The sequence below is a fragment of the Variovorax paradoxus B4 genome (assembly GCF_000463015.1).
GTDB lineage: Bacteria > Pseudomonadota > Gammaproteobacteria > Burkholderiales > Burkholderiaceae_C > Variovorax > Variovorax paradoxus_E.
In genome coordinates this window covers 3,505,757-3,519,358 of the sequence record NC_022247.1, presented here as the reverse complement: position 1 = coordinate 3,519,358, position 13,602 = coordinate 3,505,757, and the positions used below count along the sequence as shown (strand labels likewise).

At 69.8% G+C, this 13,602-nt stretch carries 13 protein-coding genes; 5 read left to right on the top strand and 8 right to left on the bottom strand.

The genetic code is table 11. From position 1 onward, the window contains the following. Positions 1–13: 13 nt before the first annotated feature. The 4 genes from VAPA_RS16385 to VAPA_RS16370 form a co-directional block, all read right to left on the bottom strand. Entirely contained in the window at positions 14–1,435 is a 1,422-nt protein-coding gene (locus tag VAPA_RS16385; RefSeq protein WP_021007880.1) for a GTPase/DUF3482 domain-containing protein, read from the bottom strand. Beyond that, the gene (locus VAPA_RS16380) at positions 1,432–2,844 is read right to left on the bottom strand and encodes a DUF2868 domain-containing protein (RefSeq protein WP_021007879.1); all 1,413 of its coding nucleotides are present in this window, start codon (positions 2,842–2,844) and stop codon (positions 1,432–1,434) included. The genes VAPA_RS16385 and VAPA_RS16380 overlap by 4 nt, the downstream gene beginning before the upstream one ends. 143 nt (positions 2,845–2,987) lie before the next feature. Beyond that, entirely contained in the window at positions 2,988–3,197 is a 210-nt protein-coding gene (locus tag VAPA_RS16375) for a hypothetical protein (protein WP_041946138.1), read from the bottom strand. Beyond that, complete coding sequence (locus VAPA_RS16370; protein ID WP_021007878.1) at positions 3,194–3,814, bottom strand: TetR/AcrR family transcriptional regulator; 621 nt, start codon at positions 3,812–3,814, stop codon at positions 3,194–3,196. The genes VAPA_RS16375 and VAPA_RS16370 overlap by 4 nt, the downstream gene beginning before the upstream one ends. A gap of 74 nt (positions 3,815–3,888) precedes the next feature. Here VAPA_RS16370 and VAPA_RS16365 point away from each other — a divergent pair, with 74 nt between their 5' ends. Beyond that, on the top strand, positions 3,889–4,317 hold the full coding sequence (locus tag VAPA_RS16365) for a VOC family protein (RefSeq protein WP_021007877.1): 429 nt from the start codon (positions 3,889–3,891) through the stop codon (positions 4,315–4,317). A 12-nt stretch (positions 4,318–4,329) separates the two neighbouring features. On the opposite strand, the gene VAPA_RS16360 is transcribed toward VAPA_RS16365, so the two are convergent. Next, positions 4,330–6,192 carry an ABC transporter ATP-binding protein gene (locus VAPA_RS16360; RefSeq protein ID WP_021007876.1) on the bottom strand — a complete coding sequence of 621 codons (1,863 nt, stop codon included), beginning with the start codon at positions 6,190–6,192 and terminating at the stop codon, positions 4,330–4,332. A gap of 30 nt (positions 6,193–6,222) precedes the next feature. Next, positions 6,223–7,167: a LysR family transcriptional regulator gene (locus VAPA_RS16355; RefSeq protein ID WP_021007875.1), complete on the bottom strand. Its 945-nt coding sequence runs from the start codon at positions 7,165–7,167 to the stop codon at positions 6,223–6,225. 172 nt (positions 7,168–7,339) lie between these two features. On the opposite strand from VAPA_RS16355, the gene VAPA_RS16350 reads away from it, so the two are divergent. Both VAPA_RS16350 and VAPA_RS16345 read left to right on the top strand, forming a co-directional pair. Then, entirely contained in the window at positions 7,340–8,098 is a 759-nt protein-coding gene (locus VAPA_RS16350) for a DODA-type extradiol aromatic ring-opening family dioxygenase (RefSeq protein ID WP_413470483.1), read from the top strand. A gap of 28 nt (positions 8,099–8,126) precedes the next feature. Next, on the top strand, positions 8,127–9,011 hold the full coding sequence (locus VAPA_RS16345; protein ID WP_021007873.1) for an alpha/beta fold hydrolase: 885 nt from the start codon (positions 8,127–8,129) through the stop codon (positions 9,009–9,011). Between the two features lie 14 nt (positions 9,012–9,025). Here the strand turns inward: VAPA_RS16345 and VAPA_RS16340 are convergent, their stop codons facing one another. Both VAPA_RS16340 and VAPA_RS16335 read right to left on the bottom strand, forming a co-directional pair. Beyond that, on the bottom strand, positions 9,026–10,042 hold the full coding sequence (locus VAPA_RS16340; RefSeq protein WP_021007872.1) for a Bug family tripartite tricarboxylate transporter substrate binding protein: 1,017 nt from the start codon (positions 10,040–10,042) through the stop codon (positions 9,026–9,028). Then, the gene (locus VAPA_RS16335; RefSeq protein WP_021007871.1) at positions 10,039–11,037 is read right to left on the bottom strand and encodes a Bug family tripartite tricarboxylate transporter substrate binding protein; all 999 of its coding nucleotides are present in this window, start codon (positions 11,035–11,037) and stop codon (positions 10,039–10,041) included. Before VAPA_RS16335 ends, VAPA_RS16340 begins: the two co-directional genes overlap by 4 nt. A gap of 165 nt (positions 11,038–11,202) precedes the next feature. On the opposite strand from VAPA_RS16335, the gene VAPA_RS16330 reads away from it, so the two are divergent. Then, complete coding sequence (locus VAPA_RS16330) at positions 11,203–12,654, top strand: FAD-dependent oxidoreductase (RefSeq protein WP_021007870.1); 1,452 nt, start codon at positions 11,203–11,205, stop codon at positions 12,652–12,654. 68 nt (positions 12,655–12,722) lie between these two features. Then, positions 12,723–13,565: an IclR family transcriptional regulator gene (locus VAPA_RS16325; RefSeq protein ID WP_021007869.1), complete on the top strand. Its 843-nt coding sequence runs from the start codon at positions 12,723–12,725 to the stop codon at positions 13,563–13,565. Positions 13,566–13,602 lie beyond the last annotated feature (37 nt).

Sequence of the window (13,602 nt, the reverse complement as noted above, 5' to 3'; positions counted from 1 at the left end):
GCTGGAGCGGTGCTCAGGGCTCGAAGGCGCCCTGCAGCGTGCGCGCGAGATCGGCCGCGAGCGCGTCGCGCTGCGGCGCGGGGCGCCAGAAGCTGCGCGTGGCCACGCCCGCCGATTCCCATTCGGGATGGCTGCGCGCGGGCCGCACCGCGCGTACGGCGGCTGCCGTGGCGCGCGTCGGCGCGTCCTGCGTCGCGCTCGTTTCGGCCGCGATGCGCCCTGTGGCCGCATGCCCGCGCTGCTCCAGTGCGCGCGTGAGCTTCAGCTGCCATGCCACCAGCGCAAACAGCACGCCGTCCTCGACCGTGAGCTCGTGCACGTTGCGCAGCCTGTTCGCCAGCTTGCGCCCGAATGGCCCCCAGCCTTGCGAGACGGCTCCGCCGATGGCGCCGCCCACCGCGGCGCCCGTGCCGAGCGAAATGCCGGCCACGGCCAGGTCCGCGACCACGCCCACGGCGGCGCCGATGGCGGCGCCCTTACCGAGCCGCAGGCCCGCGTCCTTCATGGCTTCGGGGCTGAAGAAGTCCAGCGTCCAGCGGCCTTCGATGAGCGGCAGCGGCGCCTCGCCCGCATCGTCCTGGCGGAAGCCGTAGAGCGCGAGCAGGTCGTCGGTGCAGCGCTGCGCCTTGTCGAACACGTCCTTTTGCAATGCCGCGACGAATGTCCTGCGTCGCGCCGTGTCGGCGAACTCCCCGGCCGGCACCGTGCGGCGCAGCGCCGCGGCATCGACCAGCAGTTCCGCGATGCGCGCGCAGGCCGCGTGGCGGCGCTCGGCGGCTTCGGCGGCGAGCGAATCCACCACGGCGCGCAGCAGCTCGCGCCGGTCGCGCAGCAGCGTCGACAGGTCGCTGTAGAGCTCGCGCTCGGCCCCCACGAAGGGCGCTGCGGCATCGAAGCGCACCTGCACGTGCAGGCCGTAGGCCGACAGCAGTTCCTTCCAGTCGGGCTCGCGGCTGGCCGCATCGCGCACGAAGTTCAGCACCGGCAGCACAGGCCGGGCGCAGGAGTTGAGCAGCTCGATCTCGTCGCGGAACTTGGGCAGCACCGGCTCGCGCACGTCGATGACGAGGAACGCCGCATCGATGTCGAGCATGGTTCGCAGAACCTTGGCCTCCTGCTCGAACACGCCGTGCGCCTCGGGGCCCTGCAGGAACAGGCGGATGCGCTCGGGCGGCGTGGCTTGCGCATCATCAAGGCCGGCCAGGTGCTCGCGCAGCGCCACCGCATCCTCCAGGCCCGGCGTGTCGAAGAAGCGCACCGCGGCCTGGCCGTTCACGTCCAGATCTACCGATTCGACATGGCGCGTGGTGCCGGGCCGCTGCGACACCTCGCCGAAATTGGCGCGCCGTGTCAGCGTGCGCAGCAGCGAGGTCTTGCCCGCGTTGGTGTGGCCGACCACGGCGATGCGGATGGCTTGATGCTGCTGCTGCGTCATGGCGGGGTGCCCAGGCCTTGCAATGCGTCTTCGAGCCGGGGCGTGGCCGCGACGCGCGCAAGGCCGGTGCCCTGCAGCCAGTCGATCCAGCGCTGCGGTGCGTCCGCGCCGGACGCGTCCCTGGCGGCCGGTGCCAGCCAGAGCCGGCATTCGCCGCAATGGGCCAGCACTTCGCGCAGGAAGCGTTCGGTGCCCCGGTCGGGGCTCGATGCGGCGTGGCACACCAGCAGCACGGCACGCGGACGGGCCTCTGCCAGCCGGTCGAGCAGCGCGCGGCGCGCGGGGGCGCTGCCGTCGATGCGCTGCACCTGGGCCGGAGTGATGGCGGCGGGCAGGCCCTCGGGCGGCCACGGCGTATCCGCAGGCAGCTCGAAGCCGATGACGAAAACGGCATCCCGCAACTGCGATGGCGAAAGGCCCGCAGGCGCCGAGCCCGGCGCGCGCCCCGGATCGGCATCGACGATGGCGGGCGGCGCGAGCGCGGCGAAGCGCGCCATCAGCTTGCGGTAATACGGCTCGCTCCAGTCAGGCCGCAGCGCTGCGCGGCGCCGATGCCACACCGCCGCGCTCAGCAGCACCAGCGCCAAGCGCGGCAGCAGCCCGTACACCACGATGCAGCCGGTCAGCCACAGCGCCCACGTGCGCTGGCCCGCGGCGCCGGGAGAAGGGGAGAGCACGGTCGCGGCATCGGGAACCGGAAAGCCGATCTGCGACGGTGCCCAGCCCAGCACCTGCACGGCGTGCACGAAGAAGGCCGGGTCCAGGATCGTCGTCTCCCAGCTCAGCGTGTAGCTGCGGAACGCCAGCGCGAACAGCAGCGCGGCCAGCACCACGGCGAACGAGAGCGACCAGATGCCGTGGCTCACCAGCCCCAGCGCCCAGGGCAGCAGCCGCGCGCGCGCGAGCAGCCTGGTGGCCGCCCGCACCAGCACCGGTGCCTGGCCGCGCTTGCCGCCGGCCACGCGCGCGGTGAGCGAGAGCCAGATCCAGCCGAGCGAACTGGTGGAGAACGCGCCGAGCGGCAGCCACAGGCCGGCCAGCCAGAGCAGCAGCGTGAGCGCATGCAGGCCGAGCAGGCTCGCGAGCGCGACGATCACGTTGATGTGCCGTTCGCCGCCGCCGACCACGTTGCCCGCGAGGCCCAGGCCGGCCATGACGATGAGCGCCACCAGCCCGAGCAGCACCCATGGCGCCCATTGGCGGGCGCGTGCCAGTTCGGATTGCAGCCCGATGCGTTCACCGAGCAAAAGCGCGCGTGCGGTGATCCGTGCCGGTGCGTCGGAAGTGCGGGCGAGGGCGGCGCGCAGAACCTCTGCATCGTCGAGCGGACCTTTCTCCTCGGTCCATCGGATCGCCTCGGTGATGACCGCGTCCGGAAAGACAGATTCGCGCAACGCGGTGTTGGTCAACAGGGTCCCTTCGCAAGTGAAGCCCCGCAAGTGCCGGGGCGCGCGAATTATGCCCGGCGCGCTCCGGGCAACCCATGAGAAACGGGGCCACGCGGACGGCCCCGTTCTTGTTCAGCAGGCGAGTCGAAAACGCGTGCCCGGTTTCAGCGCAGGCCGAAGAACGAAAGCACGGCCACGACCACGACGACCAGACCGACGATGTAAATGATGGAATTCACGCGAGGACTCCTCGTTGTTGACGACAGCTTCAGCATCGCGCCCGGGGTGTCCGGCTGCTGTCGGCGGGCAGCGGCCTGTGCTGTAGGACTTGCGAAGACCCCTTCGACCGCATGCGCCGTGCCGGCGCGCCTCATGCGGCAGGCTTGCGGCGGGGTTCGGGGCCCAGCGCCTGCTGCAGCAGCCAGAGCATCGCCGCGCGGATGTCGTCCGCATCGGCACCGGCGTCGATCTCCAGCGCGGCCCGGTCGAACGCGGCCGAGAGCAGCCGGGCGAGCGCATCGAGCGGCACCTCTGCCTTGCCCACCTTGGCTCTTTCCAGTCCCCGGCGCAGCGAGTTCGCCGATGTGGCTTCGTCTATGGCCATGATTTCCGCGAGGCCCAGCACGGCGGGGCCCTCGATCAGCAGCAGCCGCGTGCGGCCCGGCACGGTCATGGTGTCCAGGTAGGCCTTGCTGCCCTCGATCAGCGCCTCGCGCGGCGTGAGCTGCCGGGGCGTGGCCGCCTCGATGCCGGCCGCCACGGCTTCGGCCTCGCGCACCAGCACCTGCCTGAACAGGTCGCGCTTGTCCACGAAGTGGTGATAGAGCGCGCCACGCGTGATGCCGGCGGCCACGGCAATCTCGGGCGTCGACGTGTCGCCGTAGCCCTTGCTGACAAAGAGGCCCCGCGCCGCCTCGATCAAGGCGAGCCGGGTGGTTTCCGTGCGTTCACGGTTGGTCCTGGACGGGGGAGTGGCGGTTGTCCTGGGCATTTACATACAGGCTGTCTGTAGATTAATATGGGGATTTACATGCAACCTGTATGTTAATTGAAAGGACCGACGCCATGAAAGTGACGAGCTACTACCCGGTGATCATGACCAACGACGTGGCCGCAACGGCCCGCTTCTACCAGTCGCACTTCGGCTTTGTGCCGCTGTTCGCGAGCGACTGGTATGTGCATCTGCAGCTCGAAGGCGAGCCCTCGGTCAACCTGGCGGTGCTGGATGGCCGGCACGAGACGATTCCCGCCGCCGCGCGCGGACAGGTGGCGGGCGGCCTGCTGCTCAATTTCGAGGTGGACGACCCCGACGCGGTGCACGACCAGCTGGCCGCGGCCGGGCTGCCGATTCTTCTGCCGCTGCGCGACGAAGACTTCGGCCAGCGCCACTTCATCACCAGCGATCCGAACGGCGTGCTGATCGACATCGTCAAGCCGATCCCGCCGAGCGCGGAGTTCGCCGGGCTCTACGAGGCCGGCGCACTTCCGGCCTGAACCCTGCGCGGCTCAGGCCCGCAGCGCTTCTTCGTCGTCTTCTTCGAGCGAGTCGCCGAGAAAGCCGCCGCTCTGGTGCGCCCACAGCCGCGCATAGAGTCCGCCTTGCGCCATCAGCGTGCGGTGGTCGCCTTCTTCCACCACGCGGCCTTCGTCGAGCACGATGAGCCGGTCCATCGCCGCGATGGTCGACAGGCGGTGCGCGATCGCGATCACGGTCTTGCCTTCCATCAGCCGGTAGAGGCTCTGCTGGATGGCGGCCTCCACCTCGGAGTCGAGCGCGCTGGTGGCCTCGTCGAGCAGCAGGATCGGCGCGTCCTTGAGCATCACGCGCGCAATGGCCACGCGCTGGCGCTGGCCGCCCGAGAGCTTCACGCCGCGCTCGCCCACATGCGCCTCGTAGCCGCGCCGGCCGCTGGCGTCGCCGAGCATCTGGATGAAGTCGTGCGCTTCGGCGCGCCGTGCGGCGGCTTCGATCTGGGCCGGGGTGGCGTCGGGCCGGCCGTAGGCGATGTTGTCGGCCACCGAGCGGTGCATCAGCGAGGTGTCCTGCGTGACCATGCCGATGTGGCTGCGCAGCGAATCCTGCGTCACGTGCGCGATGTCGCGGCCGTCGATCAGGATGCGGCCGCTCTCCAGGTCATGGAAGCGCAGCAGCAGGTTGACCAGCGTCGACTTGCCCGCGCCCGAGCGGCCGACCAAGCCGATCTTCTCGCCCGGGCGCACCACCAGGTTCAGGTCGTCGATGACGCGGCGGCCTGCATCCGCATAGCGGAAGCTCGCGTGCTCGAAGCGCACCTCGCCGTGCGGCACCTCGAGCACGCCGGCATCGGGCGCATCGAGCACGGTGCGCGGGCGCGACAGCGTCTTCATGCCGTCCTGCACGGTGCCGATGTTCTCGAACAGGCTGGTCATCTCCCACATGATCCAGTGCGACATGCCCTGCAGGCGCAGCGCCATCGCGGTGGCCGCCGCCACCGCGCCCACGCCCACCGTGCCGTTCGACCAGAGCCACAGCGCGGTGCCGGCCATGCCCGCGGTCAGGCCCATGCTGAGCGTGTGGTTGACGATCTCGAACGCGCTCACCAGCCGCATCTGGCCGTAGCCCGTGTACATGAACTCGCGCATCGCCTCGCGCGCGAAACCGGCCTCGCGCTGCGTGTGGGAGAACAGCTTGACGGTGGCGATGTTGGTGTAGGCATCGGTCACGCGCCCGGTCATCAGCGCACGCGCGTCGGCCTGCGCCTTGCCCACCTTGCCCAGTCTCGGCACGAAGTACATCAGCGCACCCGCATAGAGCACCAGCCAGACGATGAAGGGCAGCACCAGCTGCACGTCGAGCACGGTCACGAGCACGATGATGGTCACCACGTACACGCCCATGGCCACCACCACGTCGGCCAGCACGAACAGGGTGTCGCGCACCGCCAGGGCGGTCTGCATGACCTTGGCCGTGATGCGGCCCGCGAACTCGTCCTGGTAGAAGGCCATGCTCTGGCCCAGCATCACCCGGTGAAAGTTCCAGCGCAGGCGCATCGGCAGGTTCACTGCCAGCGTCTGGTGCTTGACGATGGTCTGCAGCGCGACCACGCCGATGCTGATCACCAGCAGCGCGGCCAGCCACGCCAGCGTGTCGCCGCGCTCGGCCCACAGCCGCGATGGCACCTGGCCGCCGAGCCAGTCGACGATGCGCCCGAGGATCGCGAACAGCAGCGCCTCGAAGCCCGAGATGGCCGCGGTGAGTGCCGCCATGACGGCCATCTTGAGGCGCAGGCCCTGGGTGCAGGCCCACAGGAACGCAAAGAAGCCCGTTGGGGGGAGCGCCGGTTCGGCCGCGGGATAGGGGGGAAGCAGTTTTTCGAAGAAACGGAACAAGGCAGGCAGTCTCCTGGGGAAGCCGCGACTTTAGCCCCGGGTGGCATGTCCTTGCCCCGAAAGGGTGCGTTTTGCCGCCGCGGGCGGTTGGCCGCCCAGCCGTTCGCCGAGAAAGTCGATGAAGCTGCGCAGCTTGGGCGCCATGTACTGGCGGCTGGTGTACACGGCAAACAGCGTGACCGGCGGCGAGGCGTGGTCGGGCAGCAGCCGCACCAGCCGGCCCGCTGCCAGGTCGTCGTCGACCAGCCATTCGGGCAGGAAGGCAATGCCCATGTCCGCGCGCACCGCATGCAGCGTGAGCGTGGTGTCGTCCGACCGCAGCGCCGGCGTGAGGCGCAGCGGAAACATCCGCCCGCCCGGCCCCTTGAGCGAGAGGTTCTCGAGGTTCACGTAGCTCGGCACGATGGCGCCGAGCCGGCCCACGTCGGCCGGCAGCATGGGGTTGCCGCCCATGCGGCGCAGGTAGGCGGGCGTGCCCGCCAGGTGGAAGGGCACGCGGCACAGCGGCCGCGCAATCAGCGCCGGGGAGGGCTCCTGGGTGGCGCGCAGCGCCAGGTCGTAGCCATCGGCCGCGAGATCGACCTTGCGGTTCTCCAGGTGGATGTCGACCAGCACTTCCGGAAAGCGCTCGCGGTAGTCGGCCAGCACGCGCGCGAAGCGCGGCGTGGCACACCACACCGGCGCGCTCACCTTGAGCTGGCCGCGCGGCGCCTCGCTCTTCTGGCCGATGGCGGCCTCGGCGGCATCGAGCAGGTCGAGCGCGCGCCGGCTCTGCTCGTACCAGGCGGTGCCGGCCTCGGTCAGGCTCAGGTGGCGGCTCGAGCGGTGCAGGAGCCGCGCGCCCAGGGATTTTTCGAGCTGCGCCACGTGCTTGCTGGCCATTGGCGGAGACATCGACAGGCGCTCGGCCGCGGCCACGAAGCTGCCCGATTCGACGACCTCCCGAAATACGCGCAGGCTGGTCAGGCGGTCCATGGATGGTTTCCTCAGAGGAAATGAATCGATGCATCGTAGCCTGTCGATTTCCTGATGGGAAATGTCTACAGTCGATGCAACGCTTTCAAGGAGCATCGACTTGACCCACGCTGACGACACCTCGCGCCTGCCCACGTATTTCATCTCGCATGGCGGCGGCCCCTGGCCCTGGATGAGGAAGGAAATGGGCCCCACCTACGACCAGCTGGCCGCCGCGCTGGCCGACATGCCGCGCCAGATCGGCCGCACGCCGGACGCCATCCTCATGGTGTCGGCCCATTGGGAAGCGCCGGTCTTCACGGTGCAGGGCAACCCGCGCCCGCCCATGATCTACGACTACGGCGGCTTTCCCGCCCACACTTATGAAGTGCGCTACGACGCACCGGGTTCGCCCGAGCTGGCGCGGCGCGTGCAGTCGCTGCTTGCGGCGGCCGGGCTGCCCGCGGCCATCGACCCCGAGCGCGGCTTCGACCACGGCATGTTCTCGCCCATGAAGGCGATGTACCCCGATGCCGGCGTGCCGGTGGTGCAGCTGTCGCTGCGTCGCGGGCTCGATCCGGCGGAGCACCTGGCGCTCGGCCGCGCGCTCGCGCCCTTGCGGGATGAGAACGTGCTCATCGTGGGCAGCGGCCTGAGCTATCACAACCTGCGCAACTTCGGCCCGCAGGCGCACGGCGTTTCCAAGGCCTTCGGCGACTGGCTCGACGACACCGCCGTGCAGTCGGCACCGCAGGAACGCGTGCAGCGGCTGCAGGACTGGGCTGCCGCCCCTTCGGCACGCATGGCGCATCCGCGCGAGGAGCACCTGATCCCGCTGATGGTGGTGGTCGGCGCGGCCGAGCAGGAGCCCGGCGAACGCATCTATCACGAAGACGCCTTCATGGGCGGGCTCGTGGTGTCGAGCTACCGCTTCGGCGCAGCCGCCAGCTGAAAAGGCGGCGTGTTGGCAGAATCGGGCGATGCCTTCCATTCCCGATCCAGATTTCACTTCAGATTCAGACCGCGAAGCCCGCCTGCCGATCGAACGCATCGCCGCGAGCGGCACGCGCCATGACGTGATGCATGGCGGCGTTCGCGTCTGCTGGCGCCGCTTCGGCGGTGAAAACGCCCACGCACCGCTGGTGCTGCTGCATGGCGGCCACGGCAGCTGGATGCACTGGCTGCGCAACGTCGAGGCGCTTTCGGCCGGGCGCACGCTGTGGCTGCCCGACATGCCCGGCTTCAACGACTCCGACGCGCCGCCGCGCGCCGCGCCTGGCGAAGATCCACTCGGACCGCTGCTCGATGCGCTGGGCGGATCGCTCGACCAGCTGATCGGCGCGGGCACGCCCATCGACCTGGGCGGCTTCTCCTTCGGCGGGCTCACCGCCGCGCGCTTCGCGGTGCGGCGCGGTGCCATCCGGCGCCTGGCGCTCGTGGGCAGCGGCGGTCACGGCACGATGCGGCGCATGGCGGTGGAGATGATCAACTGGCGTGCCGCGCCCAGCCGCGAGGAAGAACGCGCTGCGTTGCTGCACAACCTGGCCGCGCTGATGCTGCACGACAAGGCCGCGATCGACCCGGTTGCGTTCGAGATCCACGACATCTCCTGCCACGGCACGCGCTTTCGCAGCAAGGACGTGTCGCAGGCGGGCGGTCTGCAGGCCGCGCTCGACGCGCTCGGCGGGCCGCAGTTGCTGCTCTGGGGCGAGTACGACGTCACCGCCGATCCGCGGCCGCTGGTGGCGCAGCTCACGGCCGGCCATCCGCAGCGCGAAGGCGTGGTGATCGACGGGGCAGGGCATTGGGCGCAGTACGAGCGCGCCGATGAATTCAACCGGCTGCTGCTGCGCTTCCTGGGCTGAGCCTCGCAGCCTCGCTATTGCTTCGCGAGCCCGAGCTTGCGGATGATGTCGCCCCACTGCTCGTAGGTTGCGCGCGTGAGTTCGGCCAGTTGCGCGGGGCTCGAAGACTCCGCCTCGTAGGCGCCCTGGCGGAAGAAGTCGCGCGTGGCGGGCATCGCCAGCACCTGCGCGAGCGCGCCGTTGAGCCTGGCGACCACGGGCGCGGGCATGCGAGCGGGCCCGTAGAAGCCCAGCCAGCTCGCCATGTCGACGCCGGCGACGCCCTGTTCGGTCATCGTGGGCACGTCGGGCAGCATCGCGCTGCGCTTGGGCGCCGCCACCGCCAGCATGCGGACCTTGCCGGTGGCCGTGTTCTGGATCGCGTTGGGCGCCGCATCGAAGTAGTACTGCACGCGGCCCGCGAGAAAGTCCTTCGCGGCATCGGCACCGCCCTTGTAGGGCACGTGCACCACATCCAGCCCCGCCTGCTTCGCAAAGGCCTCGCCGTAGATGTGCGACGAGGTGCCGGTGCCGAAGGAGGCGTAGCTCATCTTCCCCGGATTGGCCTTGATGTAGGCAACCAGCTCCTGCACCGTGCGCGCGGGCACGCTCGCATGCACCGTGAGCACCAGCGGGCCGCGCGCGCCGAGCGAGATGGGCGTCAGGTCCTTGAAGGGGTCGTAGCGGACTTGCGCCAGCGTCTGCGGGTTCTGCGCCACCACGGAAGAGGGCGCGTACATCATCGTGTAGCCGTCGGGCGCGGCGCGAATCACTTCCTCAGTGGCCAGGATGAAGCTCGCACCCGGCCGGTTCTCCACGATGATCGGCGTCTGCAGCACCTCGCCGAGCTTGTTGGCGACGAAGCGCGCCTGCGCATCCGAGGCGCCGCCCGCCGCGAGGCCAAGCACGATGCGGATGCTGCGCCCCTTCTCGGGGAAGGGCGCGGGCTCGGCCGCGAGCGCGGCACACGGCAGTGCGGCCGCGCCGAGTGCGAACCCGAGCCATGCGGCAACGCGCCGGCGGCCGATGAAGGAGTGCGGCCAGGCTTTCATTGCTTGGCCAACCCGACCTGCTGCACCATCGCGCCCCAGCGCTCGTAGGTCGAACGCGTGACGCCGGCAAACTCCTCGGGCGTGCTTGCCCCGGCCTCATAGCCGCCGCTGCGGTAGAACTCGCGCACCTGCGGCATCGCCAGCACCTGCGTGAGCGCCGCGTTGAGCCGGGCGACCACCGGCGCAGGCATGTGCGCCGGCCCGTAGAAGCCGAGCCAGCTCGGCAGGTCGAGGCCGGTCAGGCCTTGCTCGGCGAAGGTCGGCACCTCGGGCAGCGCAGCAATGCGCGCGTTCGCGGCAATCGCCAGGATCTTCACCTTGCCGGTGCCCGAGGTGATGATGGCCGAGGAGGCCGAATCGAACATGTACTGCACGCGGCCGCCGATCAGGTCCTTGGCCGCGTCCGAGCCGCCCTTGTAGGGAATGTGCACCGCGTCGATGCCGGCCTTCTTCACGAAGGCCTCGCCGTAGATGTGCGAAGAGGTGCCCGCGCCGAACGAGGCATAGCTCACCTTGCCGGGGTTGGCCTTCACGTAGGCGATGAGTTCCTTCACGTTGCGGGCCGGCACGGTGGTGCTCACCGACAGCACCAGCGGCCCGCGGCCGCCCATCGAAATGGCGGTGAAGTCCTTGAATGGGTCGTAGGGCACCTGCGAGAAGGTGTGCGGGTTCTGCGCCATGGTCGATGAGGGCGCATAGAGCAGGGTGTAGCCGTCGGGCAGCGCGCGCGCCACCTCGCTCGCGGCCAGCATGGTGCTGGCGCCGGGCTTGTTGTCGACGATCACGCCGGTGCCCAGCATCTCGCCGAGCTTCTGCGCCACGATGCGCGCCTGCGCATCGGTGCCGCCGCCGGCCGTGAAGCCCACCACGATGCGGATCGGCTTGCCGCCGCGCACGGGAAAGTCTTGCGCCAGCGCCAGGGGCGCCACGCCCAGGAGGGCCGCCGCGCTGAGCGCCGCGCCGAATGCGCGGCGGGTGCCGCAGGGTTTCTTCATCGATGTCTCCGTTGGAATGTTCTTCTTATATTGGTTCAGAAAACCATAAAAATCCATATTAGCTAGGGAATACCCCGAAGAAATGCCTTTTTCAGACTTTTATATTTGACAAAATGAACATTGAAATCAAAATACGACGAAACAGCCCATCCAAGACATTCATCCATGAAAACTGTCGTCCGCACCGACGAGCGCATCCTGTCCTCCGACATCTTCGACCGCGACAGCCGCGTCAAGCGGCCTGACCACGGCACCTGGGCCGAGCCCGGCAAAGACATTCCGGTCTACCACCGCTGCGGCGTGCTGGTGGTGGGCGGCGGGCCGTCGGGCACCGCGGCCGCCGCAGCCGCCGCGCGCGCCGGCGCCGACGTGGCGCTGCTCGAGCGCTACAACCACCTGGGCGGGCTTTCCACCGGCGGCCTCGTGATCTGGATCGACCGCATGACCGACTGGGAAGGCCAGCTGGTGATCCGCGGCTTTGCCGAAGAGCTGTTCGACCGCCTGCCGGCCGACGCCATTGCCGGCCCCGCGCGCGAAGACTGGGGCTCGCAGGACGCGGCCAAGGCCGCCCACTGGTCGCAGCGCACGGCCGCCTACCACGGCGTGGTCACGTGGTCGCCCACCATCGACCCGGAGCGCCTCAAGCTGCTGTCGCAGGAGATCGTGCTGGAGCGCAAGGTCAAGCTCATCTACCACTCGTGGGCCGCGATTCCGATCGTGCAGGACGGCGCGGTGAAGGGCGTGGTGTTCGAGAGCAAGGAAGGCCGCATGGCGATCATGGCCGACGTGGTGGTCGACGCCACCGGCGACGGCGACCTGTTCGCGCGCGCCGGCGCGGCTTTCGTGAACGACATCGAGGAGGCCGACGTGCACCACTGCATGAACACCTCGTGGCTGTTCGGCGGCGTGGACATGAACCGCTGGATCGAATTCAAGGCCGGCCAGCCCGAGGCGTTCAGCGCCTTCATGGCGCGCGGGCGCGAAGTGTGCGGCCTGTTCGAGCGGCCCTTCGTCTCGTGGCGCAACGACGTGGCGCTGTTCATGGGGCCGCGGCAGTCGGGCTATTCCGCGCTCGACGTGGACGACCTCACCGCCGTGGAGGTGCGCTCGCACCGCGCGATGGCCGCGCACCTGGACTACTTCAAGGCGCATGCGCCGGGCTTCGAGGAGGCCTACCTGATGCTGAGCGCACCGCAGATCGGCGTGCGCCATGCGCGGCGCCTCTCCGGCGTGGGCGCGGTGCTGCGCAGCCAGTGGCCCGACGGCGTGGCGCTGGCCGACGAGGTGGGCGTGACGCCCGCGGTGTCGCCGAAGTTTCCGAACATCTCCATTCCCTACGGCGCGCTGGTGCCGCAGCAGCTCGACGGCCTCCTGGCCTGCGGGCGCCACATCTCGTGCGACCGCAACTCGCACGGCTTCATGCGCGAGATTCCGCAATGCTGGATCACCGGCCAGGCCGCGGGCGTGGCGGCGGCGCTGGCGTCGCGGGGCTGCATCGAACCGCGCTTCATCGACGTGGGCGCGCTGCAGTCGGCGCTGCTCGCGCAGGGCGTGTACCTGCGCGCCGGCGCCGGGCAGGGCGCGCAGGCGCGGGCCGCGGCCGAAGCCGGTATCTGAATCGCATGAACCCGGCCGACGCGCTTTCGCCAGCCTCTACATTGCAGAGTCTTGCAAAGGGTTCCTCCATGTCCACTGACAAAAACGACACCTCTTTTCCCGCCGCCGATTCCGCCGACGCGCGCGGCGACCGCGCCGACACCGTGAGCGCACTCGAGCGCGGCATTTCGGTGCTGCGCTGCTTCAGCGAGGCGCGCCCCGTGCTGGGCCATGCCGACATCGCGCGCATGACCGGCATCCCGCGGCCGACCGTCAACCGGCTCGTCGCCACGCTGCTCTCGCTGGGCATGCTCAAGGCCGCGCAGGTGGCCGACCGCTTCATGCTCGGGCCGGGCGTGGTGTCGCTGTCGCGCGTGTTCCTCGGCAGCCTCGACGTGCGCGCCGCCGCGCGGCCCAGCATGCAGGCGATGGCCGAGGAGGTGGGCGCCTCGGTCTACCTGGCGATACGCGACGGCATGGAGATGGTGCTGATCGAGGCCTGCCGGCCGCGCTCGTCGATGCTGTCGGCGCGGCTCGACGTGGGCTCGCGCGCGCCGCTGGCCAACTCGGCGCTGGGCCGCGCCTATCTTTCGGCGCTGCCCGAGGTGCAGCGCAACCAGCTGGTCGATTCGATGCGCCTCCTGCGCGGCCCCGAGTGGGACAGCATCGCGCCCGGCATGACGCGCGCCATCGGCGAAGCCCGGCGGCTCGGCTACTGCCTTTCGCTCGGCGAGTTCCACCGCGAGATCAACTCGGTGTCGGTGCCCCTCATTGGCCCGGACGGCGAAGTGATGGCGCTCAACGGCGGCGGCGCGGCCTTCGTGTTCACCGAGGAGCGCCTGCGCAACGAACTGGCACCGCGCTTGCACGACATCGCGCTCACCATCGCGCGCGACATCGGCGGCCACGTGCCCACGCCCTTGCCGGGCTAGCCCGGCCGACCCCACGACAGCACAAGAACGGAGACAC

Coding starts and splice junctions, on each gene's coding strand:
- VAPA_RS16325 (WP_021007869.1), top strand. CDS start 12,723: ATGTCCACTGACAAAAACGACACCTCTTTTCCCGCCGCCGATTCCGCC.
- VAPA_RS16335 (WP_021007871.1), bottom strand. CDS start 11,037: ATGAAGAAACCCTGCGGCACCCGCCGCGCATTCGGCGCGGCGCTCAGC.
- VAPA_RS16385 (WP_021007880.1), bottom strand. CDS start 1,435: ATGACGCAGCAGCAGCATCAAGCCATCCGCATCGCCGTGGTCGGCCAC.
- VAPA_RS16375 (WP_041946138.1), bottom strand. CDS start 3,197: ATGAGGCGCGCCGGCACGGCGCATGCGGTCGAAGGGGTCTTCGCAAGT.
- VAPA_RS16350 (WP_413470483.1), top strand. CDS start 7,340: ATGAGGAAGGAAATGGGCCCCACCTACGACCAGCTGGCCGCCGCGCTG.
- VAPA_RS16330 (WP_021007870.1), top strand. CDS start 11,203: ATGAAAACTGTCGTCCGCACCGACGAGCGCATCCTGTCCTCCGACATC.
- VAPA_RS16365 (WP_021007877.1), top strand. CDS start 3,889: ATGAAAGTGACGAGCTACTACCCGGTGATCATGACCAACGACGTGGCC.
- VAPA_RS16345 (WP_021007873.1), top strand. CDS start 8,127: ATGCCTTCCATTCCCGATCCAGATTTCACTTCAGATTCAGACCGCGAA.
- VAPA_RS16370 (WP_021007878.1), bottom strand. CDS start 3,814: ATGCCCAGGACAACCGCCACTCCCCCGTCCAGGACCAACCGTGAACGC.
- VAPA_RS16340 (WP_021007872.1), bottom strand. CDS start 10,042: ATGAAAGCCTGGCCGCACTCCTTCATCGGCCGCCGGCGCGTTGCCGCA.
- VAPA_RS16355 (WP_021007875.1), bottom strand. CDS start 7,167: ATGGACCGCCTGACCAGCCTGCGCGTATTTCGGGAGGTCGTCGAATCG.